The 22,835-nt window shown below is 58.6% G+C and carries 18 protein-coding genes and 1 pseudogene; 8 read left to right on the forward strand and 11 right to left on the reverse strand.

Annotation, left to right across the window (positions count from 1 at the left end; all coding sequences use genetic code 11):
* Nucleotides 1–18: 18 nt before the first annotated feature.
* The 7 genes from V6P94_RS12945 to V6P94_RS12975 form a co-directional block, all read right to left on the reverse strand.
* Complete coding sequence (locus V6P94_RS12945) at nucleotides 19–822, reverse strand: endonuclease/exonuclease/phosphatase family protein (RefSeq protein WP_133078233.1); 804 nt, start codon at nucleotides 820–822, stop codon at nucleotides 19–21.
* 94 nt (nucleotides 823–916) lie between these two features.
* Entirely contained in the window at nucleotides 917–3,070 is a 2,154-nt protein-coding gene (glgX, locus tag V6P94_RS12950; protein ID WP_133078234.1) for a glycogen debranching protein GlgX, read from the reverse strand.
* Nucleotides 3,071–3,217: 147 nt separating this feature from the next.
* Complete coding sequence (locus tag V6P94_RS12955; RefSeq protein WP_133078235.1) at nucleotides 3,218–3,445, reverse strand: DUF2934 domain-containing protein; 228 nt, start codon at nucleotides 3,443–3,445, stop codon at nucleotides 3,218–3,220.
* 27 nt (nucleotides 3,446–3,472) lie between these two features.
* A complete protein-coding gene (gene malQ, locus V6P94_RS12960) occupies nucleotides 3,473–5,554 on the reverse strand; it encodes a 4-alpha-glucanotransferase (protein ID WP_133078236.1) in 2,082 nt (693 codons plus the stop codon).
* A gap of 59 nt (nucleotides 5,555–5,613) precedes the next feature.
* Nucleotides 5,614–7,185: a glycogen synthase GlgA gene (gene glgA, locus V6P94_RS12965; RefSeq protein ID WP_133078237.1), complete on the reverse strand. Its 1,572-nt coding sequence runs from the start codon at nucleotides 7,183–7,185 to the stop codon at nucleotides 5,614–5,616.
* A 529-nt stretch (nucleotides 7,186–7,714) separates the two neighbouring features.
* Entirely contained in the window at nucleotides 7,715–8,161 is a 447-nt protein-coding gene (locus tag V6P94_RS12970; protein ID WP_037032823.1) for a DUF411 domain-containing protein, read from the reverse strand.
* A 104-nt stretch (nucleotides 8,162–8,265) separates the two neighbouring features.
* Entirely contained in the window at nucleotides 8,266–8,796 is a 531-nt protein-coding gene (locus tag V6P94_RS12975; protein ID WP_133078238.1) for a DUF4946 domain-containing protein, read from the reverse strand.
* Between the two features lie 228 nt (nucleotides 8,797–9,024).
* On the opposite strand from V6P94_RS12975, the gene V6P94_RS12980 reads away from it, so the two are divergent.
* The 5 genes from V6P94_RS12980 (at nucleotide 9,025) to rfaD (ending at nucleotide 15,649) form a co-directional block, all read left to right on the forward strand.
* Nucleotides 9,025–10,302, forward strand: a complete 1,278-nt coding sequence (locus tag V6P94_RS12980) for a serine/threonine transporter (RefSeq protein ID WP_133078239.1) — start codon at nucleotides 9,025–9,027, stop codon at nucleotides 10,300–10,302.
* A 149-nt stretch (nucleotides 10,303–10,451) separates the two neighbouring features.
* Nucleotides 10,452–10,976: a sigma-70 family RNA polymerase sigma factor gene (locus V6P94_RS12985; RefSeq protein ID WP_326398195.1), complete on the forward strand. Its 525-nt coding sequence runs from the start codon at nucleotides 10,452–10,454 to the stop codon at nucleotides 10,974–10,976.
* The gene (locus V6P94_RS12990; RefSeq protein ID WP_133078240.1) at nucleotides 10,973–11,956 is read left to right on the forward strand and encodes a FecR domain-containing protein; all 984 of its coding nucleotides are present in this window, start codon (nucleotides 10,973–10,975) and stop codon (nucleotides 11,954–11,956) included. The genes V6P94_RS12985 and V6P94_RS12990 overlap by 4 nt, the downstream gene beginning before the upstream one ends.
* Nucleotides 11,957–12,072: 116 nt before the next feature.
* Nucleotides 12,073–14,511: a TonB-dependent siderophore receptor gene (locus V6P94_RS12995; protein WP_133078241.1), complete on the forward strand. Its 2,439-nt coding sequence runs from the start codon at nucleotides 12,073–12,075 to the stop codon at nucleotides 14,509–14,511.
* A gap of 148 nt (nucleotides 14,512–14,659) precedes the next feature.
* A complete protein-coding gene (rfaD, locus tag V6P94_RS13000; protein WP_133078242.1) occupies nucleotides 14,660–15,649 on the forward strand; it encodes an ADP-glyceromanno-heptose 6-epimerase in 990 nt (329 codons plus the stop codon).
* A 106-nt stretch (nucleotides 15,650–15,755) separates the two neighbouring features.
* Here rfaD and tal read toward each other — a convergent pair whose 3' ends face one another.
* The 3 genes from tal to ccoN all read right to left on the reverse strand — a co-directional run bounded on the left by tal (nucleotide 15,756) and on the right by ccoN (nucleotide 18,551).
* The gene (gene tal / locus V6P94_RS13005; protein WP_133078243.1) at nucleotides 15,756–16,679 is read right to left on the reverse strand and encodes a transaldolase; all 924 of its coding nucleotides are present in this window, start codon (nucleotides 16,677–16,679) and stop codon (nucleotides 15,756–15,758) included.
* Nucleotides 16,680–16,834: 155 nt separating this feature from the next.
* A complete protein-coding gene (locus tag V6P94_RS13010) occupies nucleotides 16,835–17,065 on the reverse strand; it encodes a hypothetical protein (RefSeq protein WP_133078244.1) in 231 nt (76 codons plus the stop codon).
* Nucleotides 17,066–17,123: 58 nt separating this feature from the next.
* Entirely contained in the window at nucleotides 17,124–18,551 is a 1,428-nt protein-coding gene (gene ccoN / locus V6P94_RS13015; RefSeq protein WP_133078245.1) for a cytochrome-c oxidase, cbb3-type subunit I, read from the reverse strand.
* Nucleotides 18,552–18,888: 337 nt separating this feature from the next.
* Here ccoN and V6P94_RS13020 point away from each other — a divergent pair, with 337 nt between their 5' ends.
* Nucleotides 18,889–19,557: a DUF3313 domain-containing protein gene (locus V6P94_RS13020; RefSeq protein WP_219261306.1), complete on the forward strand. Its 669-nt coding sequence runs from the start codon at nucleotides 18,889–18,891 to the stop codon at nucleotides 19,555–19,557.
* A 151-nt stretch (nucleotides 19,558–19,708) separates the two neighbouring features.
* Here the strand turns inward: V6P94_RS13020 and V6P94_RS13025 are convergent.
* Nucleotides 19,709–20,501 (reverse strand): annotated as a pseudogene (locus tag V6P94_RS13025) (hypothetical protein).
* A 252-nt stretch (nucleotides 20,502–20,753) separates the two neighbouring features.
* Between V6P94_RS13025 and tpx the strand changes: the two are divergent.
* Both tpx and V6P94_RS13035 read left to right on the forward strand, forming a co-directional pair.
* Nucleotides 20,754–21,254, forward strand: coding sequence for a thiol peroxidase (gene tpx, locus V6P94_RS13030; protein WP_095028281.1), 501 nt, complete (start codon nucleotides 20,754–20,756; stop codon nucleotides 21,252–21,254).
* A gap of 378 nt (nucleotides 21,255–21,632) precedes the next feature.
* Nucleotides 21,633–22,592, forward strand: coding sequence for a transposase (locus V6P94_RS13035; protein ID WP_338646823.1), 960 nt, complete (start codon nucleotides 21,633–21,635; stop codon nucleotides 22,590–22,592).
* Nucleotides 22,593–22,835 lie beyond the last annotated feature (243 nt).

Genomic DNA, 22,835 nt, shown 5'->3' on the forward strand with positions numbered 1-22,835 from the left:
CAACAGAGAGGCTCAGGCCTACAAATGCACCTCAACCGCCAGCGGCAAATGATCCGATAAATGCGTCCACGGCTTGTTGCCGAGGATCTTTGGGTCGTGGCTGGTGGCATTGCGCAAGTAGATGCGGTCCAGACGCAGCAGCGGCCAGCGCGCCGGGTAGGTTTTGGCCACCTGGCCATGATGGCGCTCGAACACTTCGTGCAGGTCGTCCCGTTGGCGCAGGGCCGCATTGCCTTGTTGCTTCCAGTCGTTGAAGTCCCCGGCAATGATGACCGGCTCATCAGGCGGCAGGGATTTGAGCAGTTGGTTAAGCAGTACGATCTGTAGCTGGCGATGGCTTTCCAACAGGCTCAAATGCACGCAAATGGCGTGCACATTGCTATGGCCCGGCACGTCCAGGACGCAATGCAGCAGGCCGCGCCGTTCAGGCCCGGTGATGGACACATCGAGATTGCGCGAGGCCTTGATCGGGTACTTGGACAGCAGGGCATTCCCGTGATGACCATCTGGATACACGGCGTTACGGCCGTAGGCGAAGTCGCTCCACATACTGTCGGCGAGAAACTCGTACTGCGAGGTGGCTGGCCAGTCTTCGTAGCGCGATGCGTGTTTGTCATGCTCGCCGAGCACTTCCTGCAGAAACACCAGGTCGGCGTCGGTACTGCGCACCGCTTCGCGCAGTTCAGGGAGGATGAAGCGACGGTTGAAGACGGTGAATCCCTTGTGCGTATTGACCGTCAGTACCTTGATTTGATGGACAGCAGGCGCTGTTGCCGTAGTGGCAGATAAAAGTGTATTGCCGACAACATCTTCAGCGGGCATGGTCACTCCTCTGTCAGTGGCAGTTCTGAGCGGCAAGCTCAAGGCTGTAGTCTGCCGCTTTTGATGGGGGTGGACTTGATGTTTATCAATACATTCACGACACCTCGGTGTGTTGCAGCTCAAACATCACCAGCGATCGTCCCGTGACCTCGTAGGGCTTGTTGAATGGCAGATGCTGGGGGCCTTTGATGCTCGGGTCTGTGGTGTCGAGCTTGCACGACCAACTGATGCCGTGGGGCACTTTGGGCAAGTTGAAGTTGATCGAGTCGTGGTTAGCGTTGACGACGATCAGCAGTGACGCGTCATCCCCGGCCCGTTGAACCCCGGACACTTGCGCCCGGCCATCCAGCAGCATGCCCAGGCACCGGGCCTGACCGTCATGCCACTGCTCGATGGTCATCTCGTTGCCGTCGGGTGCCAGCCAGGTGACGTCTTTAACCCCGGGGGTTTCGCTGGAGTGCCCCTCCAGAAACAGGCCACGACGCAAGATGGGGTAGTGCAGGCGCAGCTTGATCAGGCGTTTGACAAACGCCAGCAGCGATTTGCCGGGCTTGTTCAGTTCCCAGTTGATCCAGCCGATTTCGCTGTCCTGACAGTAGGCGTTGTTGTTGCCGTGCTGGGTGCGGGCGAATTCGTCGCCGGCCACCAGCATCGGCGTGCCTTGGGCCAGGAGCAGGGTGGCCATGAAGTTGCGCATCTGGCGCTGGCGCAGCGCATTGATGTCGGGATCGTCGGTTGGGCCTTCGACTCCGTGGTTCCACGAAATGTTGTTGTTGCTGCCGTCCTGGTTGTTTTCCTCGTTGGCTTCGTTGTGCTTGTCGTTGTAGGACACCAGGTCGTGCAAGGTGAAGCCGTCATGGGCAGTGATGAAGTTGACCGAACTGTAGGGCCTGCGGCCACGGTGATTGAACAGATCGGCAGAGCCGGTCATGCGTCCGGCAAAGTCGGCCAACTGGCCTTCGTCGCCTTTCCAGAAGGCGCGCACGGTGTCGCGAAAGCGATCGTTCCACTCCGCCCAGCCGGGCGGGAAACCACCGACCTGATAGCCTCCGGGCCCGCAATCCCAGGGTTCGGCGATCATTTTGACCCGGCGCAACAGCGGGTCCTGGCGGCACGCCACCAAAAAGCTGTGCCGTTCGTTAAAACCGTCGTGATAACGCCCCAGAATGGTCGCCAGATCGAAGCGGAAACCATCGACGTGCATTTCCCGGGCCCAGTAGCGCAGCGAGTCGGTGACCATCTGCAAGACGCACGGGTGGCTCAGGTCCAGGGTGTTGCCGGTGCCGGAATCGTTGATGTAGAAACGTTTTTCTTCGGGCATCAGCCGATAGTACGAAGCGTTGTCGATGCCGCGCATGGACAGGGTCGGGCCCTGCTCGTTGCCTTCGGCGGTGTGGTTGTAGACCACGTCCAGAATCACTTCCAGCCCGGCCTTGTGCAGGCGTGCGACCATTTCCTTGAACTCGGCGATCTTGCCGCTGGCCAGGTAGCGCGGGTCCGGGGCGAAAAAGGCGATGCTGTTGTAGCCCCAATAATTGGTCATGCCTTTTTGCAGCAGGTGCTGGTCGTTGACGAACCCGTGGACCGGCAACAGCTCGATGCTGGTGACGCCCAGGCCGGTGATGTGCTCGACCACTTCATCCACCATCAACCCGGCAAAGGTGCCCCGCACCGTATCCGGTACGGCGGGGTGGCGCATGCTGATGCCGCGCACGTGGGCCTCGTAGAAAATGGTGCGGTCCCAGGGCACGTTGAGCCGATGGTCATGGCCCCAGGTGTGCGCCGGGTCGATGACCTTGCATTTGGGTACAAACGGCGCGCTGTCGCGCTCGTCAAAACTCAGGTCGGCGTCCGGGTGGCCGATGGTGTAGCCAAACAGGGCTTCGGACCATTTGAGCTCCCCCACAAGCTGCTTGGCGTAGGGATCGATCAGCAATTTATGGTGGTTGAAGCGGTGGCCGTTTTCCGGGTCGTACGGGCCGTACACGCGATAGCCGTAAACCTGGCCGGGGTGTGCGTCTGGCAAGTAACCGTGAAATGTCTCGTCGGTGTACTCGGGCAGTTCGATACGTTCCAGCTCGACTTCACCGGCGGCGTCGAACAGGCACAGTTCGACTTTGGTGGCGTTGGCTGAGAACAGGGCGAAGTTGACGCCCAACCCATCCCAGGTGGCACCCAGGGGGAAGGGCAGCCCTTCGCGGATGCGCAAGGGGTCGCCAGTGGGCGCGGCTGACGTGTGTTTACTCATGACCTGCTCCTGCGTATTAAGGACTTGAGGCGCGTGCGCGCGCTATCACCACTGATTGAAGGGCCTCATGTTGCGTAGCAGTTGCCGCAGCCTGCGCCAGCTGCTACGGGTTTATAGGCACCTCAACTCTCCTGCAGCGCAGTGTTCTCAAGATGAGGCAGGTTTGCGCGGTGCCCGTGGCTTCTTCTCGGCAGCAGGCTTTGGCGCTGCCTTGGCCTTGGCAGCCCGTGGTTGGGCTTTGGACGGAGCAAGGGCTTGTGCCTGGGCCAGTTTGTGAGCCATGTCCCAGTGGCGTGCCTCCTGGCCATCGGGGCGCCCTTCGGACTCCCAGATCTGGTAGGCAAACTCACGAATGTGTTTGTCGTCGTTACTCATGGCGAAGCTCCTTGACTCATGGGTGAATTATCGGTCTCTTTCGTGGGCTTGCTGGCGGGCGCAGGCCAGCAGTTCGAAGCGTTGCGTTGCATCAATCGCGTCCAGCAACGTGTTGCAATCACCCGGCATTCGGCGGCGCCAGTTGGGATGGCCGCTGACGGTGCCGGGCAAGTTGGCTTGCTCCTCAAGTCCCAGGGCATCCTCGATCGGCAGCAGCACCAGGGGAGCACGGGTGTGCCCCAGAAAACGGATGCTGGCGTCCAGCGTCGGGGCGTTGCCCTGGGCTTCTTCCTGAAAGTTCTGTGGGTCCTGGCGCAAGGCCCGGTCCAGGCCTTCGCACTCGCGCTGGCGTTCCTCGCGCCAGCGTTGCGCGGCCACCGGGTCGACTAGGTTCAGGCGTTCGTTCCAGTCGATATCGCGCCCGTGCAGCCAGCCGGTGAGCGTGGGCAGGTCGTGGGTGCTGGTGGTGGCCAGGGCGTCGTCGGGCCAGTCCAGGATCGGTTTGAAGCGCGCGCCGTAGTCCTGCTCGAACAGCAGCACGCGAATACCGAGGATGGCCCGTTCGCTGAGCTTTTCCCGCAGTCCGTCAGGCACGGTGCCCAGGTCTTCACCGAGTACGATGGCCTGGTGGCGCACCGATTCAAGGCAGACCAGACGCAGCAGATCGTCGATCGGGTAATACAGATAGGCCCCTTCGTCGGCCGAGGCCCCCAGGGGGATCACCCACAGGCGCTGCAAGCCCAGCACATGGTCGATGCGCAGCCCACCGGCATGGGCAAAGTTGGCGCGCAGCATCTCGATGAAGGCGCGAAAGCCATTGCGCTTGAGACCCTCGGGGGAAAACGCGGAAATCCCCCAGCCCTGGCCTGCACGGTTGAGAGCGTCCGGCGGTGCGCCTACGGTCAACTGGGCCAGCATTTCGTCCTGGCGACACCAGGCCTGGCTGCCTGCACCATCGGCGCCCACGGCCAGGTCGGCGATCAGGCCGATGGCCATGCCGCTGGCCCGCGCGGCCGTTTGTGCACGGCCCAGGCAGCGATCCATCAACCACTGACAAAACGCGTAGTAAGCGATGACATGCTGATGTTCTTCGGCGAACTGCAGTAACGCCGGGCTGTCGGGGTTGCGCCATTGCTCGGGCCAGTCACGCCAGTCCAGGCTGTGATGCTCGGTCACACACGACTCTTGCAAGGCTTCGAAGCGGCAGTGGTTTTCCAGGGCTTCGCCGCCCCGCTGGCGAAAACCCTTGAAGTCGTCATGGAGCGGGTGTTCGTTCTGCACAAAGTCGTTATAGAGCTGGCGCAGCAGTGTCTGCTTGGCCTGGGTCACGGCAGGCCAGTCGATCAGAGGCAGTTGTTCAAGCCGGTGGAGTTCGTCTTTAAGACCGGTAGCATCAATGGCCCTGTGCAGGGCTTCCTGTCCCAGGATGCTGGCGGGAGCGGCGTACAGGCTGTTGAGAAATAAACGGCTGGACGGTGAATAAGGGCTGTAGTGCTTGGGGGCGCTGCTGAACATGGCGTGCAACGGGCTGATCGCCAGTGCGTCGGCGCCGCGTTCACCGAGTGCCTGCAGCAGGGTTTCCAGTGCCTGGGTATCGCCAAACCCGCCATCGCCGTGGCGATGCAGCGAGTACAGCTGAACGCTCACCCCCCACGCGCGTGGAGCAGACTGGTGCAAGGCATCGGCAATGCTGAAGCACTTTGTCGGGGCCACGGCCAGGGTGAACTGCTGGTCGTCCAGCTGTACCCGGTGGTAGCCGATGGGAATCATGCCCGGCAGCACGGCGTCTGCATCCAGCTGGATCGGCAGCGCATCACCGCTTTCCAGGTGCACGATGCACTGGCTGTGGGGGTGGAAATAGCGTGACAAGTCCAGGGCCTTGCCGACGTCTGCGGTCAACAAGGGCGGCAGACGTTTGTTCTGTTGCTCCAGTTGCAGGTTCAGCAAGCTGGTTTCAATGGCCTCGGCGCTGTCGGCGGGTAATCCCAACCCCGCCAGAATGGCCTCCAGCACCTTGGGTGTGACCCTTTGCGGTTGGCCGTTGGCATCAATCCAGTCAACGGCCAGGCCGGCTCGGCCGGCGAGTACTTCGAGTTGCGCTTCGCTCATTGGCGGGCTCCCTTGGCGAGAAACGGTCGGGCGTCAGGCAGATCCGCAGGTTGCATCACTCACGGCTTCACGGAGCGAAGCAATGACTTGGCAACCAGTTGTTCATAAAGCTCTGCATAGGGTTCAACGGCCTTGCACCAGTTAAACGGTGCGGCCATTGCGCGGCAGCGCATGGCGTTGAAGAGTGCCGGGTAACTGAAGACTTTGAATGCCCGTTTCAGGGCTTGCTCGTAACTGGCTACGGTGGACTCATCGAACAGGAAGCCGGTGACGCCATTCTCGATGGTGTCGGCCAGGCCGCCCGTATTGCGAGCCACGGGCAGCGAGCCGAAGCGTTGTGCATACATCTGGCTCAACCCGCAGGGTTCGTAGCGCGAGGGCATTAACAGGAAATCGCTGCCCGCGAACATGCGCCGGGCATCGGTTTCATTGAAGCCAATGCGCACCCCGATCTGCCCCGGAAAACGCAGGGCCAGTTCGCGCATGGTCTGTTCTTCTTCGGGCTCGCCGCGCCCGATGATGCAAATCTGACCACCGTTGGCCACGATAAAAGCCGCCACGGCTTCTGTCAGGTCCAGGCCTTTTTGGTACACCAGACGCGAAACCACGGCGAACAGGGGGCCCTTGGACGGTTTCAGGCCGAACAGGGTGCGCACATGGGCGGTGTTCAAGGCCCTTGCATCCCAGTCACCGATGCCGAACGGGGCAACCAGATGGGGGTCGGTCGTGGCTTCCCAGCTTTCATCGATGCCATTGGGGATGCCGCTCAGCAGTCCTTGCTGGGTCTTGCTGGCCAGAAAGCCATCCAGCCCGCACCCAAAGGCCGGGGTCGTGATTTCTGCGGCGTAGGTGGCGCTGACGGTGGTGATATGGCTGGCGTAGGCCATGCCCGCTTTCAGGAACGACAACTTGCCATAAAATTCCATGCCGTCCTGCTGCAGGGCATGGTGCGGAATACCCAGCTCCGGGCAGCAGGCGCGGCTGAATACGCCCTGGTAGGCCAGGTTGTGGATGGTGAACAGTGTCGGGGTACGCTGGCCGCGCCAATGCATATAGGCCGGCGCCAGGCCGGCGGGCCAGTCGTGGGCGTGTACCAGATCGGGTTGCCAGTGAATCTGCGCCAGATTGGCCGCAATATCGGCCGCTGCCAGCCCCAGGCGGGCGAAGCGAATATGGTTGTCAGGCCAGTCGCGGCCGTTATTGGCGCCGTAGGGGCTGCCTTCGCGCTCATACAGTTCGGGGCAAATCAGCACGTAGATGACCAGCCCGTCCTTCAAGTCCATGCGGCCGATCTTGCAGGGGGGCAGGGCAGCATGGCCGCCGAGTTCGCCGATGATATGAATGGGGTTGTCGCTGTTGAGTACTTGCGGGTAGCCCGGGATCAAGACACGCACATCATGCAAGTGACGCATGGCCCGCGGAAGAGCGGCCGACACATCCCCCAGACCGCCGGTTTTAACCAGGTCGGCCAGTTCGGACGTGACAAACAGCACTTTCTTTTTGTTGGGATTGGCACTTGCCTGCGGCAGTTCGGGCCTTCCCGCAGGGGCCAGGTCTGGCAGGGACAACAGCTCAGTCACCACTTGCGGGGTCAGACGTTCTTCTTGATGTGGCGCAGCCGCACTGATCATGAATTTCTCCCGTTATATTTATTGATCCACTTACGGCCACCCGGCCGGTACTTCCCCACTTGCGATTGGCCATGTCATCCATGGCGTAAATGCTCAAAAGATGAATAAGGCATTGCAAGGAATGCACCAATAATGGCAACCCCAGCCTTAGGTAGACCTACCACGGGCGAAGAAAATTCGATTGTCTGATTACGGCAATTAGACGCCGTAGACACGACAGCGTTGAGTGTAGGAGAGATACTTCAAGGTGTTAGGTGTATGAGGTGTTTTTTTGTAGGACAAAGATAATTATCGCGTAGGAAAAATATCTATCACGGGATGTGTGTCACTGTTATTTCAGTGCCGGGTGATGCGTCGCATCTTTGTGGTCGCTGCCGAGGAATGAAGGCTGCGAGCTCTTGATCGTGCGAACGGGACAATAAAGCTCGCAGCCTTCGTTCCTCGGCAGCGACTACAGGTCAGTTAATGCTCCAGAGGATTTCAAAAGCAATACGGGGCGCACCATTGCGGTGCGCTGCGTGCTGAAATCTCAGTTGCCGGGATACTCGGCCACCACCTGATCACTGCCATCGTTGCGCAGGCCGATAACCTGATACGCGTCCTTGCGGTCACCCATTTCCATTCCCGGCGAACCCATAGGCATGCCCGGTACCGCAATCCCCTTGAGGTCATTGCGCTTGGTCAATGCCACCACTTGCTCGGCCGGGACATGGCCTTCAACGAATTTGCCGTTGATCACGCCGGTATGGCACGAAGCCAGGCGCGGCTGGACACCGAGGCGCTGCTTGACACTGCTCATGTCGGCTTCGACATGGTCATTGACCTTGAAACCATTGGTTTCAAGGTGGGAGATCCAGGCTTTGCAGCAGCCGCAGTTGGCATCGCGGTGCACATCAATGGTCAGTTGTTCGGCGGCCTGAGCCAGCGAGGACAACAGCAGGGCCGAGAGTGCGACAAGGCGCAATGGGGTTTTCATCGAGTTCCTCAATACGTAAAAAATGTGAGCCTGATCATTAACGACTGTCAGGTAACTGATGACCAGATGACAATTTTGTCAGGTTGGAGCTGCCTTGCTGCTTTTCAAGGCGTCAGTCGCAAGCTTGCACGGATGCCCTGGACCTCGGGTTCGTTGGCTTTGTAGCCGTCTGCCGGACCTGCGTAGGAAAGGGCGTAGGCGCTGTTGCCCTGAGTGGCGGCCACCAGGGTCTGGGTGATGACGTGGTTGCCGTTCTGGGTGATTTTGCAGGTGGTTTGCAAGGCGTCCAGGCCCCCCAGGGTGCTGCTGTTGATTTTGCTGCAAGCGCTCTGATAACCGCCTTTGGCGAAGTTTTGCTGCAGGGTTTTGCGCATCTGCAGCAAAACGGCCTCCATATTCACCTTGTGTTCAGGCACCAGGGTCGACTGGGTCAGCTCCATGACCATCTGCGGATCGCCATTGGCATCGTTCTTCACGGCCCGCTGGCGCACGCTGCTGTCGTCGGGCTCAGGGGGGATGGTCTGAATCTCCCAGCCTGCTGGCCAGGTAATTGTCAGTCCGTCGGCATGGGCCAGGGGGAGCCCGACAAGCAGGCATAAACCGATAAAAACGGGGAAACGGCGGGCAACGTGCATAGGTCTCGGGCCTTTTGGGCAGGATTTTGGCAGTAATAGTGTATCAATAGGTGTCGAAGTCTTGCTTTGCAGCCTGACATCATTTTCGACCATTGCTCAGCTAAACCTTTGCTTCTTATGTCTAATCCCGGACAATCGCGCCCCTCTTATGGCCGGGGCGATGTCAGCAAGGTGTTTCTTGTCCGCTCCGGCTGCGTGGTAACGACCGGCTAGCGGAGATTCGACCGGATGAATGACCAGGCTAACAGCGTCGACGAACGCTTCGACGAGACCCCGGCGACCTTAAGTCGCTGGAACCGTCATGACACCACCTGGATGCTGGGCCTGTTCGGCACAGCGATTGGCGCAGGTACCTTGTTCTTGCCCATCAACGCAGGGCTTGGCGGCTTTTGGCCGTTATTGATCCTGGCGCTGTTGGCGTTCCCGATGACCTTTTACGCACACCGTGGCTTGACCCGCTTCGTACTCTCCGGGCGCGAAGGCTCAGATATCACGGATGTGGTGGAAGAGCATTTTGGCCTTAGCGCCGGTTCCCTGATCACGCTGCTGTACTTCCTGGCGATTTTCCCGATTCTGCTGATCTACAGCGTAGCGCTGACCAACACGGTTGGCAGCTTTATGCTCAATCAAATGCACATCACGCCACCGCCACGGGCAATCCTGGCGTTGGTACTGATTCTGGGCTTGCTGATTGTTGTGCGCTGCGGCGAACAAGTGATCGTCAAGGCCATGAGCATGATGGTCTACCCGTTCATTGTGGCCTTGCTGTTTTTGGCGGTGTTTCTGATTCCGCACTGGAATGGCGGCATTCTGAGTACCGCGACCACGCTGCCTGAACCTACTGCATTGCTGCACACCTTGTGGCTGGCGATTCCGGTGATGGTGTTCTCCTTTAACCATTCGCCCATCATCTCGGCCTTCGCCGTGGATCAGAAGCGCCGCTATGGTGCCAACGCCGATGAGCGCAGCTCGCAGATCCTGTCCCGCGCCCACCTGCTGATGGTGGTGATGGTGCTGTTCTTCGTGTTCAGCTGTGTGCTCACGCTCTCGCCTGAGCAACTGCTTGAGGCCAAGACGCAGAACCTGTCGATCCTGTCCTACCTGGCCAACCACTTCAGCAACCCGACCATCGCTTTTGCTGCGCCGCTGATTGCGTTTGTGGCCATTGCCAAGTCGTTCCTGGGCCACTACATCGGCGCCAGTGAAGGCCTTAAAGGCCTGGTACTGAAAACCGGCAAGCGCCCTGCAGCGAAAAACCTCGACCGCATGACTGCAGCGTTCATGCTGGTGGTGTGCTGGGCGGTGGCCACGCTTAACCCGAGCATCCTGGGCATGATCGAAACCATGGGCGGGCCGGTCATTGCAGCCATCCTGTTCCTGATGCCGATGTACGCGATTCGTCGGGTCCCGGCCATGCGCCAGTATTCGGGCCAGATCTCCAACGTGTTCGTCACGGTTGTGGGCCTGATCGCGATCTCGTCGCTGGTGTACTCCCTGATCCCTTGAGCCTTGTCCCTGTCGCCGCCGTTCTGTGCGGCGACACTGCGTGATTGACCCTCGCAAGCCGCCCAAGGCTTGAGTCTGGCCAGTACTGCGAATATGATTGCGACCCATTCCTATTCGCAGTGTGCTGACAGCACGTCCCGAGGGTTCCCGTGTCGCCATCCCCGTCGAACCCACCGTTGCTGCATGCACACGTGCATAACCTGTATAGCGATCACCACGGCTGGCTGGTGAACTGGCTGCGGCGGCGTTTGCGTGATACCGACAATGCTGCCGACATGGCGCAGGACACCTTCCTTTATGTATTGGGCAAACCGGAGCAGGTTGCGCAGTTGCGTGAGCCGCGTGCCTGGCTGAGCACGATCGCCAAGGGTTTGTTGATAGACCGCTTTCGTCGCCAGAAGGTCGAGCAGGCGTATCTGCTTGCGATTGCCCATTTGCCCGAGCAGGAAATGCCTGCCCCTGAAGAACGGTTGATCCTCCTTGAAACCCTGACCCGAATCGACGCGTTGCTCGACGGCCTGAAGCCCGCGGTGCGAACCGCCTTTTTGCTTTCGCGCCTCGAGGGGCTTGGCTATCAGGCGATTGCCGAGCGCCTTGGGGTTAGCGTCAGTTCGGTGGAAAAGTACATGGCTACGGCCATCCGTCATTGTTTTCTCGCCCGTAGCGCCCTGTGAGCGGGGGGCCCTCGACGGTCGAATTTGCACCCCATGTGCTTGACCAGGCCATTGACTGGCTGGTGAAAACCCAGTCCGGTGCGGCTCAACCCCATGTGTTTGCTGCGTGCAAGCAGTGGCGCGCCGCCGATGCCAGTCATGAAGCGGCCTGGCAAGCCCTGCAACTGACCGAGACGACCTTGCGTCAGGCCTCGTTGCTGCCCGGTCGCGTTGCACTGGACACCCTGGCCGGCAGTGGCCGTATTCGCTCGCGCCGCCAGGCACTCAAGATACTGGGCTTGGGCATGCTGGGCGCCGGGGCGGGCGCATTGGCGATCCAGCAGCAACCGTGGCGTCATTTTGGTGCCGACTACGGGACCGGGGTGGGTGAGCGGCGGTTGTACAACCTGGTCGACGGTACGGGTTTGCAGCTCAATACCGACAGTTCTGCTGATGTGCTGTTCACTGCGCAGCAGCGACTGATTGTTTTGCGCGCTGGCGAAATTTTTATCCGCACTGGCCAAGACCCAGTATCCGTCAGCGGCCGCCGACCGTTTTGGGTTCACACCCGTGAGGCTCGGTTGCAAGCCATCGGCACAGCCTTCGATGTACGCCAGGAGTCCGGGCGTACCCGGTTGATGGTCGAGGAGGGGGTGGTGGCGATTCATCTGCCGGACTCCCTGCCAGTTCGGGTGCAGGCGGGCCATGAGTACCTGATTGACGCTCATTCGGCGCAGCCCCAAACCGCTTCAGCGTTCTCTGCCAGTGGCTGGGCCAGTGGCGTGCTGGTAGCCAGGCAGATGCGTTTGCAGGACCTGACGCAAGAGCTGGCACGCTATCGCCATGGCTGGTTGCAGTGCGATCCGGCGGTCAGTGACTTGCGGGTATCGGGGGTGTTTCAGCTCGATGGTATCGAGCATGCGCTGGAAGGCCTGAGCCAGTCGCTGCCGGTTCGAATCGAGCACAGAACACGGTTCTGGACACGGATTGTGGCGGTTTAAGGTTCAGCAGACGCTTGAATCTACAAATACGAATAATTATCAAATTTCTTTGCGGGTTTACACGAGTCCTTCGACAGATAGGCATAAGACTTATTTATTGCAGGAGCCCCGCGCCAATGTCCCGTGTTTATCGCAATTCTTCATTGCCTTCCCGCAGCCGCCTGGCCATCGCTTTGCAGATCGTTTTACTGGGCGCCGTCGCACAACCGTTATCGCTGGTCAGCGCCGCCTCCATCAGCGTTCAGCACAGTTTCGACGTGCCAGCCAGCGATCTGGAGTTGGCGTTAAACCGTTTCGCCCAGCAGGCCAATATTTCCCTGCCCTATGACCCGACCCTGGTTAAAAGCAAGCAGGCGCCAGCACTCAAGGGGCGTTATGAGGTGGCTCAGGGCCTGATGCAATTGCTCAAGGGCAGTGGTCTGACGGCCACCGAAGGTGCCAATGGGGTCTGGGTACTCTATCCGTTGACCTCCGACGGAGCGCAATTGCAACTGCAAGCCACCAGCGTCACGGGGCTCGGGCTGGGCAGCACCACTGAGGACAGCCATTCCTACACCACGGGTGAGACCCGTACGGCGACTAAATTGCCACTTTCGCTGCGCGAAACACCGCAATCGGTCACGGTAATGACCCGTCAGCAGATGACCGATCAAGGCTTGGGCAGTATCGCTCAGGTACTGGCGCAAACCCCTGGCATCACGGTGATGCATGACGACAGCGAGCGGTACAACTTCTACTCCCGCGGGTTCACCCTGGACAACTTTCAGTACGACGGCGTGCCGACCTCGGACTTCACCACCAATACCAACGGCCTGGGCATGCGGGACATGGCCATTTACGACCGTGTAGAGGTGGTACGCGGCGCCACCGGCCTGATGAGCGGGGTGGGCAGCCCGTCAGGCGCGGTGAACCTGGTGCGCAAGCGTCCTACCAAGGAGTTTCAGGGTTATGTCTCAGGCAGCGGCGGGTCATGGGATCGCTATCGCAGCGAACTGGATCTGTCCGGGCCGCTCACTGAAAACGGTGCGCTGCGTGGCCGCGTGGTTGCAGCACGCGAAGATGGCCGCTCTTTCATCGATCGCTATTCCTCTATCAAGGACGTGTTCTATGCCATCGGTGAAGCAGATGTGAGCGACGACACTACCGCTTATGCCGGTATCGACTATCAGCGGATTAACTCCAACGGCTCAAGTTTTGGTCAGTTGCCGCTGTATTACAGCGATGGCAGCCGAACCCACTTCAGCCGCTCGATGAACCCTGCAGCCAAGTGGGCATATGCCGACAGCGAAAGCACCAAATACTTCGCGGGCATTGAGCAGCGTTTTGACAACGACTGGTTACTCAAAGTCGAGGCCAGCCACTGGAAGGGCAATACCGAGCAGTTGCAGGGGAATCTGGTGGGGTGGGGACCTTTCCCGGATAAAGCCACGGGAGAAGCTCAATTCATGAGCGGTACCAAAACCTTCAAGATCAATACCGATACCCTGGACGCCTATGCGACCGGGCCATTCGAGCTTTTGGGCCGGACCCATGAGCTGGTGGTGGGGATGAATGTCAGCGATGGTCGTACGGACTATCTGGCAATGAATGCCGAGGATTTGACCGTCAACTATGAAAACTGGAACAACGACGCGCCTCGTCCCACGGACTTGAGCCGGGGCTTGAAGCAGAAGTACAAGACCAAAGAGTCAGCGGCCTACGCGGCGTTGCGTCTCAAGCCGATAGATGATCTGTCCGTGATCCTGGGCACCCGAGTGGTGAATTACGATCGCAAGGGAACAATGACCTACAACGCAGCGCAAACCACCCCGGATACGGATAACAGTAAAAAAACCGGGAAAATGATTCCTTATGCAGGGATCGTCTATGACGTGACGGAAAATCACTCGGTCTATGCCAGCTATACCGACATCTTCACTCCCCAAAGCTACTTCGACCGCGACAACAAAGTGCTCGCTCCCGTAACCGGGCAAAGCTACGAAACTGGCCTTAAGTCGGAGTACTTCGGCGGTGCCCTGAACACCAGTTTTGCCCTGTTTCTGATCAAGCAGGACAACTACGCCGAATACGACGGTATGCGCGCCGATGGCCAGGATGCCTACAAGGCAGTCAGTGGCATCAAGACCAAAGGCTTTGAGGCTGAAATTTCCGGCGAAGTCATGAGCGGCTGGCAATTGCTTGCGGGTTATACCTACGCCCAGCCACGGGACAAGGACGGCAAGCGGATCAACAGCAACCACCCCGAGCAGTTGTTCAAACTGGCCACCAACTACCAGCTGACAGGGGATCTCAAAGACCTGAACGTGGGCGGCAACCTGACGTGGCAAGGCTCGACCTACAGCGAGCTCGATTCATCGATCAAAGCCGAGACCAAGGAAGGCAGCTTCGCGGTGGTCGGCTTGATGGCCCGCTATGACATCAATAAAAACCTGAGTGCCTCGGTCAATCTCAACAACGTGTTCGACCGCGAATACCTCAGCGGATATGGCCTGTATTCGACCTATTACTATGGCGACCCGCGCAACCTGATGCTGGGGATGAAGTACCGCTTCTGAAGCCATGCTTCATGTTGTGCCTGCCCTGCGTCGACTATGGTTAAAAACCACGAAAACCCGGGCCGGCATGACGTTTGACCTGCATCAATGCGGGTGCGCCGCACAGGCTTAGTCTGGGGTCAATCCATGTTCCAGGAGGTTGCCATAGATGAGCATCATCGTGACCGGGGCTGCCGGGTTTATCGGCAGCAATCTGGTAAAGGCGCTTAATCGGCGCGGCGAGCGCGACATCATCGCCGTGGACGATCTGACCGATGGCGACAAGTGCCGCAACCTGGCGGATTGCGATATCGCCGATTACTTCGACAGGCGCGAGTTCGTGCAACGCTTCGTCACCCATCAGTTGGGTGAAGTGCGGGCCGTGCTGCATCAAGGGGCCTGCTCCAGCACGGTCGAAAGTGATGGCCGGTTGATGATGGACAACAATTATCGTTACAGCTGCGATGTGTTGCAGGCCTGTCAGGAGCAGTCGGTGCCTCTGCTGTATGCCTCTTCGGCGGCGGTCTACGGGGCCGGCAGGGATTTTCGCGAAGCCCGTGAGCATGAGCGGCCCTTGAATGTGTATGCCTACTCCAAATGCCTGTTCGACCAGCGCGTGCGCCAGATATTGCCCAAGTCGCGCAGCCAGATCGTCGGTTTGCGTTACTTCAATGTCTACGGCCCCCGTGAGCAGCATAAGGGGCCCATGGCTTCGATGGTCTGGCACTGTTTCAACCAGTACCGCGATCGTGGCCATGTCGAGTTGTTTGGCGAGTATGGCGGCTACCCGGCGGGCGGGCATGAGCGGGATTTTGTGTCGGTGGAGGATGTGGTCAAGGTCAACCTGCACTGGCTGGATCACCCGCAAACCAGCGGTATATTCAACCTGGGCACCGGGCGGGCCCGTTCATTCAATGATCTGGCGCTGGCAACGATCAACAGCGTGCGCTGTGCCGAGGATCGACCGCCTTTGACCCTTGAAACGGCCATTCTGGACGGCGTTTTGCGCTACTGCGAATTTCCGCAGGGGCTCAAGCACAAGTATCAGGTGTATACCTGCGCCGATTTGGGGCAGTTGCGCGAGGCGGGCTATCGCGAGCCGATGATGGGACTGGAGGAAGGGGTGGAGCGGTATTGCGCGCAGCTGCTGGCCCGTTGAAGCCTGAGTACGGGTTGCGGGAGCGGGCTTGCTCGCGATGGGCGCACCCCGGTTTAACGGATAAACCGGGTTGTCTGAGTCGTGAACAAGCCCGCACCTGCAGGTATCACTTGTGGCTGAGCAGTGCTTCCAGTTTTTCCTGGTCACGGGCGAACTGACGAATGCCTTCGGCCAGTTTCTCGGTGGCCATTGCATCTTCGTTGGAGGCCCAGCGGAATTGCGACTCGTCCAGCACCAAGCGGGGTTCGCCTGCGTGGCCAGGGGCCAGTTTGCGTTCCAGCTTGCCTTCGTCCAGAGCCAGTTTTTCCAGCAGGTCGGGGCTGATGGTCAGACGGTCGCAGCCGGCCAGTTGCTCGATCTGGTTGAGGTTGCGGAAGCTGGCGCCCATGACCACGGTGTTGTAGGCATTGGCTTTGTAGTAGTTGTAGATGCGGGTTACGGACTGCACGCCCGGGTCATCGGAGCCGGTGTAGTCAACGCCGGTGGACTTCTTGTACCAGTCGTAAATTCGACCCACAAACGGCGAGATCAAAAACACCCCGGCATCGGCACAGGCAGCCGCCTGGGCGAACGAGAACAACAGGGTCAGGTTGGTTTGAATGCCGTCCTTTTCCAGTTTCTCTGCAGCGCGGATGCCTTCCCAGGTCGAGGCCAGCTTGATCAGCACGCGGTCGCGGCCTACACCGGCCTTGTCGTAAAGCTCGATCAACTGGTTGGCTTTTCTCAGCAGGGCGGGTTCGTCAAACGACAGGCGGGCGTCGACTTCAGTCGAAATACGGCCTGGAATCACGTTCAAGATACCGCTACCTACCGATACCGCGAAATGATCGCAGGCCAGGCCCACATCGCCTTTGGCGTGGCTGATGGCATTTTTCAGCAGCTCGGCATAGCCGGGCATCGCTGCAGCCTTGAGCAGCAGCGACGGGTTGGTGGTTGCGTCCACAGGTTTGAGACGGGTAATTGCGTCGAGGTCGCCGGTGTCTGCGACCACGGTGGTGAACTGCTTGAGTTGTTCCAGCTTGGAAGTCATGAGCGTCTCTGTCGAAAAGGTAGTAATGGCAGTACAGATTGATTGCGTCTTCGATCATTAGTTCGTTGAACGTAGAGTGGCAGAATGCCGCTGAACACGCCCGCAGTGCAACCAATGGTGCAGATTTAATCTGTCGCAGTGCCATTACCCCAACGTCAAATCTCCATCTTGCCCCACCCTGGCTTGCGCGGCTCTGGCTCGCAGATCTGCACCGCATTGACGGTTTTGCCGGTGGCGAGTTCAACCCTGCGTGCCACCTCCGGGTCGTCGGCAAACGGGATCAGGCTGGCTTCGTCGATGTCTTTCTCGGTTTTGTGCTTCAAGCACCAGCTGACGGCGCAGTAAATGCTGATCACTGCGCAGCTGTTGAGGGCTATTTCGAGCATGTGCAACGCTCCTTGCTGGAGGGCAAGCGCAAGCCTTGTGGCCTGCGCTGCAACGGGATCAGGCAATCCGGGCGGTCAGTTCGGCCTGTTTGAGGTTGGCCACACGCACCGTGCGCCATACGTTCCAGGCCATCAGCAACATGCCGCACAGGAAGAACAGCCCGCCCACTAGGCGTACGACAAAGCCCGGGTGGCTGGCCTGTAATGACTCGACAAACGAGTAGGTCAGGGTGCCGTCATCGTTGATCGCTCGCCACATCAGGCCCTGGGTGATGCCGTTGACCCACATCGACGCGATGTAGAGCACCGTGCCGATGGTGGCCAGCCAGAAGTGCAGGTTGATCAGCGCGATACTGTGCATCTGCTCACGGCCGAAGATTTTCGGGATCATGTGGTACAGCGCCCCGAAGGTAATCATCGCCACCCAGCCCAAAGCCCCGGCGTGTACGTGGCCGATGGTCCAGTCGGTGTAGTGGGAGAGGGCGTTGACGGTCTTGATCGCCATCATCGGGCCTTCAAAGGTCGACATGCCGTAGAACGCCAGAGACAGCACCAGAAAGCGCAGGATCGGGTCGGTACGCAACTTATGCCAGGCCCCCGAGAGGGTCATCATGCCGTTGATCATGCCGCCCCAGCTGGGTGCCAGGAGGATGATCGACATTGCCATGCCCAGTGATTGCGCCCAGTCCGGCAGCGCGGTGTAGTGCAAGTGATGAGGGCCTGCCCATATATAAAGCGTGATCAGTGCCCAGAAATGCACGATGGACAGGCGATAAGAGTAGATCGGCTTGCCGACTTGCTTGGGTACGAAGTAGTACATCATTCCGAGAAAGCCGGTGGTCAGGAAGAAACCTACGGCGTTGTGCCCATACCACCACTGCACCATGGCATCGGTGGCGCCGGAGTACACCGGATACGACTTGAACCAGTCCACTGGAATGGCCAGGTGGTTGACCACATGGAGCATGGCAATCACCAGAATGAAGGCGCCGAAAAACCAGTTGCCGACGTAAATATGTTTCGTTTTTCGTTGTACCACTGTGGTGAAGAAGACGATGGCGTAGGCCACCCAGACCACGGTCATCCAGACGGCGCCGGTGAACTCGATTTCGGCGTATTCCTTGGTCGTGGTGTAGCCCAGTGGCAGTGTGATCAGCATGATCACGATCACTGACTGCCAGCCCCAAAAAGTGAAGGCAGCGAGCTTGTCAGAGAACAGCCGCACGTTGCAGGTGCGCTGCACGGCGTAATAACTGGCGGCAAATTGCGCGCTGCCGGCAAAGCCGAAAATCACCAGGCTGGTGTGCAGCGGCCGCAGTCGCCCGAAGGTGGTCCAGGGCAGGTCCAGGTTCATTTGCGGCCAGGCCAGTTGCGAGGCGATCCACACGCCCATGGCCATGCCGATAACACCCCACACCACGGTCATGATGGCGAATTGGCGGACGACCTTATAGTTATAGGCCTGCCCGTTCAGTGCTGTGCTCATGCTCAAGTCTTCCACGGTTCAAAGTCCTGCCAGGCCTCGTGGTCTGGCGCAGATTGAACTTTAGGAAGCTTGAGTTAAACAAGACAGATTCAGAAAATCAGAATTTATGCGGATCAGATTTTATCGGGTGTTTATGCCGATTTTATCTAATCTGATCTGGTTTTTCAGATATTCACGAAATTTAAATCCAACTGAGCTGTAAGACCAGGCCCCATGTGTAGTGCGGGTTCGATCACATTCATCGTGGGATAGAACAGGCTTGTGCGGTGATTCTCCAAGGCTTGGCTATACCTATATGGGCGCGTTCCTACGGTTGCCCCCCTACAGGAGTTACAGAATGAAGCTTGGTTTAATGATCGGTACGTTGTGCATCGCCTCAATCGGGATGGTCGGTTGTGCGAGCAAGGTCCAGCAGCCGGATGAATACTCTGGTTTCCTGAAGGATTACAGCCGCCTCAAAGAGGCCAAGTCGCCCTCTGGTGCAGAGGTGATGCGTTGGGTTGACCCAAAACTGAAGGTGAATAAATACACCAGTGTGTATATCGAGCCGACTCAGCTGTACCCGGCACCCAAACCGACAGAGAAGATTCCACAGAGTACGTTGAACGGAATCACCAACTACTACGATCAGGCCCTTAAACGTGAACTGAGCAAATCCTTGCCGTTGGCCAGCGCCCCCGGACCGGGTGTAATTGTAGTGCGGGCAGCCATCACCGCAGTCAGCAGCGAGACCGAGAGCCTGGCACCCTATGAGTACATTCCGGTAGCCCTGGTGGCTGCGGCGGTGAGCACGGCCTCGGGCATCCGGGATCAGGAAACCCAACTGGCCACCGAAGCCGTCTTTATCGACGGGCAAAGCCAGGATGTTGTGGCCCAGGTCGTGCGCAAAGGCACCGGCAAGCCACTGGCGAACAGCAGCCAGGCAATGAAGGCCGATGACGTGAAAAACGTGATTGATACCTGGGCTTCGGACTTGCATCAGTCGTACTTGAAGCTCAAGAAATAAGCTAAACGCGCGCGAATGCATGCGCAAATGGTAGTCGCTGCCGCAGGCTGCGAAGGGTTGCGAAGCAACCCGTTTCCCCGAAGCCTGCGCGATCCCGATCCCGATCCCGATCCCGATCGCAGCCTTCGGCAGCGACTACAGCATCTTCTCCCTACTTGCCGAAAGTGACGCTGATCCCGGCAAACAGGGTGAACTGAGGCAGGTTGTCCCCCTTGCGCTCCACGGTCCATTGCGGCTCAACGAAGGCGTTCAAAATATTGCTTCCTGCTTTCCAGGCCTTGCCTGCACCCAGCCCGATGGGGATGTAGTGGGTGTTGTTTTTCAGGTCGTAGGTCCAGGTGCCCGTGGAGCGCAGGTACCAGCCCTTGGGCAGGTTGTGGATGATGAACGGTTGAAAGGTCGCGCTCTCCACATGCTGGCGGTCGCTGTCACCGGCGAACGAGCTTTGATACTGCACCAGCGCGCCCAGCAGGCCCTGGGGGGGATGCGTCGATGGCGACAGCGGCGAAGCCTGCCTGCCATTTGCCGGTACCCAGTTCGTCATGCTCGGCAGTCGGAGCGGTGATCTGCGGGCCGATGCCCAACTGCACACCCTCGGTTTTAAGCAGGAAAATATCAAACAGGTTGAGGTCGCCAATCCCCGTGCTGTAGCCAGTGTGCGGGTCAGGGCGGGTGCTGATCGGCAGCGTGGCGCGCAGCAGTTGCGGTACGCCAATGAAATCGTTCGGCGCCACGGGCAGGGTGCCGCGCAGCAGGGCGTCGTTGGTGTGGATATTGCTGTCGTACACCTGTGGCGTGTAGTAGTCCTGAAGGTTGGCTCCCGGGGCCAGGTTCAACGGGTTGTTGCTCTTGTTGGCGGTCTCGGCGTTATCCGCCAGCGCATCCGTGACCGGGTACAGGGCGAGGGTAAGCAAGAAACCTGAGGCAAGGCGGGTGATTGGCATGGCGATCCTGATCCTTGGGCGCAAGTTGTATACGCTAGCAGTCGGTCGAGAGTTGGCCCGTTTGCCGGCGCATCTTTTAGCGGTTCTGCGCTCCAGCACACAGAAACAGGTCATGCCTGCAGGGTGTGAAGGGCTGTGGGAATAGTCTTTTTGTAGCGAGAATCGTGAGATTTTACGATCAGGTCATAGGTCGTCCACCTGATTCATGTTTAACTTCGGCCTCTTCAAAAACTGTTAAGAAGGACATCGTTCATGGCTCAAGTGACGCTTAAAGGCAACCCTGTTCAAGTCAACGGCGAACTGCCTGCAGTAGGTTCCAAGGCGCCAGCGTTTTCGCTGGTTGCAGGTAATTTGTCCGACGCAACACTGGCGAGCTTTGCTGGTAAGCGTAAAGTGCTGAACATCTTCCCAAGCGTAGATACCCCGACTTGCGCCACTTCGGTGCGCAAGTTCAACGCAGAAGCCAATGCCCTGCCGAACACCGTTGTATTGAACATTTCGGCTGACCTGCCATTCGCGCAAGCCCGATTCTGCGGCGCCGAAGGTCTGGAAAACGTGCAAAACCTGTCGACCCTGCGCGGCCGCGAGTTCATCGAGAACTACGGCGTAGCCATTGCTGACGGCCCGTTGGCTGGCCTGACTGCGCGTGCGGTCGTGGTTCTGGATGAAAACGACAACGTGCTGCACAGCGAGCTGGTCAAAGAAATCGCTGAAGAGCCGAACTACGAAGCAGCCCTGGCTGTTTTGAAGTAAGTCGTACTGCAAGACTCAAAGCGGCCTGGCACCGAGAGGTGCCAGGCCGTTTTTTTTGCGTTCCAATCTGTCATCCGCCAACCCTTGTGGGAGCAGGCTTGCTCGCGATTGGGGCGCTGCGGTGCATCGGTACAGCTGCGGTGATGCCATCGCAGGCAAGCCAGCTTGTGTCTTCAAGGTCTCTTAAACTCAGAAGGGTGAGAGCAGTGGATGGCAGACTGAAAGCCAGCGGTGCTTAAAGCACGAGTGGGAGCCAAGTCGCCATCCACCTCTCACTCTGACCAGAAGCCCGAACAGTTGGATGAGCGGCAAACTCGAAATCACAAGCTAGGGATAGGTCAGAGTGCTCTCACTTCTTGAGTGTAAGAGGACTTGGCGATGATTTCCTACTACGTTGGTCTCGATGTTTCGAAAGCGACTGTGGATGTGGGGTTTCTTCCTGCAAATTACCCACAGTTTCAGGTCAGTAATGACCTTGAGGGCTTCACTCGGCTGATCACATGCCTGAACGAGCTTGAGGTGGGGCGGATCTTGCTTGAAGCCACCGGCGGCTATGAAAGGGCATTGCTCAGAGCCTTGCGGTTGGAGGGTTTGAATGTCTTTCGCGTCAATCCCAAACGCGCTCGCGACTATGCGAGAGCTATGGGCAAGATAGCTAAAACCGATAAGATCGATGCTCAGATGCTGGCGAAGTTTGCGAGAGATTTCGAGGACTTGCCGCATGTTGAACCGAATAAGGATCGGGATGAGCTGGGCGAATTGCTCAAGCTGCGAGGCAGCTTGGTCAAGAGCCGGGACAGCGACAAGCGCCGGATGAAGCAAACCACATGCGCTAAAGCCATATCCACTTACACCGATCACATCGCTTACCTGGAGGGCCAGATCAAGTCATTGGGTAAGGAGATTGAAGATGCCTCGACCGTGCTGGATCAGGAGAAAGCCAGGCGACTGAGGTCGGTGAAAGGGATCGGAGCCATCACCTGCGCAACGCTCTTGGCATTTCTTCCTGAGCTCGGAACCGTGTCGGGACGCAAGATTGCGGCTTTGGCAGGGTTAGCGCCCTACAACAACGATAGTGGCAAGAAGAGCGGCCCCAGATCAATCGAGGGCGGGCGCTATACAGTGCGTGGCGCAACCTATATGTCGACCTGGTCAATGGTTCAGCACGATCCGCAAGTCAAAGCCGAATATGAGGCTCTGCGAGCGCGAGGCAAGCTTGCGAAGGTCGCTGTTGTGGCATGCATGTGCAAGCTATTGATTCGTCTTAACGCAATGCTGCGAGATGGCACGGGTTGGAGAGAGAAGAAATCTCAGGCCCCGCATTTTGATAACAAATGAGGGGCACTTTACTGAAGCGCGGTCTTCGCCAGTAATACCGCTACGCGGTATCGCTGGCGAAGCCATGTCCGAAAGGATTATTTGAAAATGAATCCTCAAAGACAGTTGCTCCCACAGGTAGTGTGGCGCCCTGCAGATCTGAATCCTGGCAAGCCAGCCTCTACAATGGCTGTCATCTTTTGCTCATGAACCCTCTATAACGTAAATAGCCGGTAAAGAGCCTTTTCATAACGCCCCGCACTG

The sequence above is a fragment of the Pseudomonas sp. ML2-2023-3 genome (assembly GCF_037055275.1).
In the GTDB taxonomy this organism is placed as follows: Bacteria; Pseudomonadota; Gammaproteobacteria; order Pseudomonadales; family Pseudomonadaceae; genus Aquipseudomonas.

What these genes read in the sequence shown, in the direction of transcription:
- V6P94_RS12945 (WP_133078233.1), bottom strand. Translation starts at nt 822, where the DNA reads ATGCCCGCTGAAGATGTTGTCGGCAATACACTTTTATCTGCCACTACG.
- glgX (WP_133078234.1), bottom strand. Translation starts at nt 3,070, where the DNA reads ATGAGTAAACACACGTCAGCCGCGCCCACTGGCGACCCCTTGCGCATC.
- V6P94_RS12955 (WP_133078235.1), bottom strand. Translation starts at nt 3,445, where the DNA reads ATGAGTAACGACGACAAACACATTCGTGAGTTTGCCTACCAGATCTGG.
- malQ (WP_133078236.1), bottom strand. Translation starts at nt 5,554, where the DNA reads ATGAGCGAAGCGCAACTCGAAGTACTCGCCGGCCGAGCCGGCCTGGCC.
- glgA (WP_133078237.1), bottom strand. Translation starts at nt 7,185, where the DNA reads ATGATCAGTGCGGCTGCGCCACATCAAGAAGAACGTCTGACCCCGCAA.
- V6P94_RS12970 (WP_037032823.1), bottom strand. Translation starts at nt 8,161, where the DNA reads ATGAAAACCCCATTGCGCCTTGTCGCACTCTCGGCCCTGCTGTTGTCC.
- V6P94_RS12975 (WP_133078238.1), bottom strand. Translation starts at nt 8,796, where the DNA reads ATGCACGTTGCCCGCCGTTTCCCCGTTTTTATCGGTTTATGCCTGCTT.
- V6P94_RS12980 (WP_133078239.1), top strand. Translation starts at nt 9,025, where the DNA reads ATGAATGACCAGGCTAACAGCGTCGACGAACGCTTCGACGAGACCCCG.
- V6P94_RS12995 (WP_133078241.1), top strand. Translation starts at nt 12,073, where the DNA reads ATGTCCCGTGTTTATCGCAATTCTTCATTGCCTTCCCGCAGCCGCCTG.
- rfaD (WP_133078242.1), top strand. Translation starts at nt 14,660, where the DNA reads ATGAGCATCATCGTGACCGGGGCTGCCGGGTTTATCGGCAGCAATCTG.
- tal (WP_133078243.1), bottom strand. Translation starts at nt 16,679, where the DNA reads ATGACTTCCAAGCTGGAACAACTCAAGCAGTTCACCACCGTGGTCGCA.
- V6P94_RS13010 (WP_133078244.1), bottom strand. Translation starts at nt 17,065, where the DNA reads ATGCTCGAAATAGCCCTCAACAGCTGCGCAGTGATCAGCATTTACTGC.
- ccoN (WP_133078245.1), bottom strand. Translation starts at nt 18,551, where the DNA reads ATGAGCACAGCACTGAACGGGCAGGCCTATAACTATAAGGTCGTCCGC.
- V6P94_RS13020 (WP_219261306.1), top strand. Translation starts at nt 18,889, where the DNA reads ATGAAGCTTGGTTTAATGATCGGTACGTTGTGCATCGCCTCAATCGGG.
- tpx (WP_095028281.1), top strand. Translation starts at nt 20,754, where the DNA reads ATGGCTCAAGTGACGCTTAAAGGCAACCCTGTTCAAGTCAACGGCGAA.
- V6P94_RS13035 (WP_338646823.1), top strand. Translation starts at nt 21,633, where the DNA reads ATGATTTCCTACTACGTTGGTCTCGATGTTTCGAAAGCGACTGTGGAT.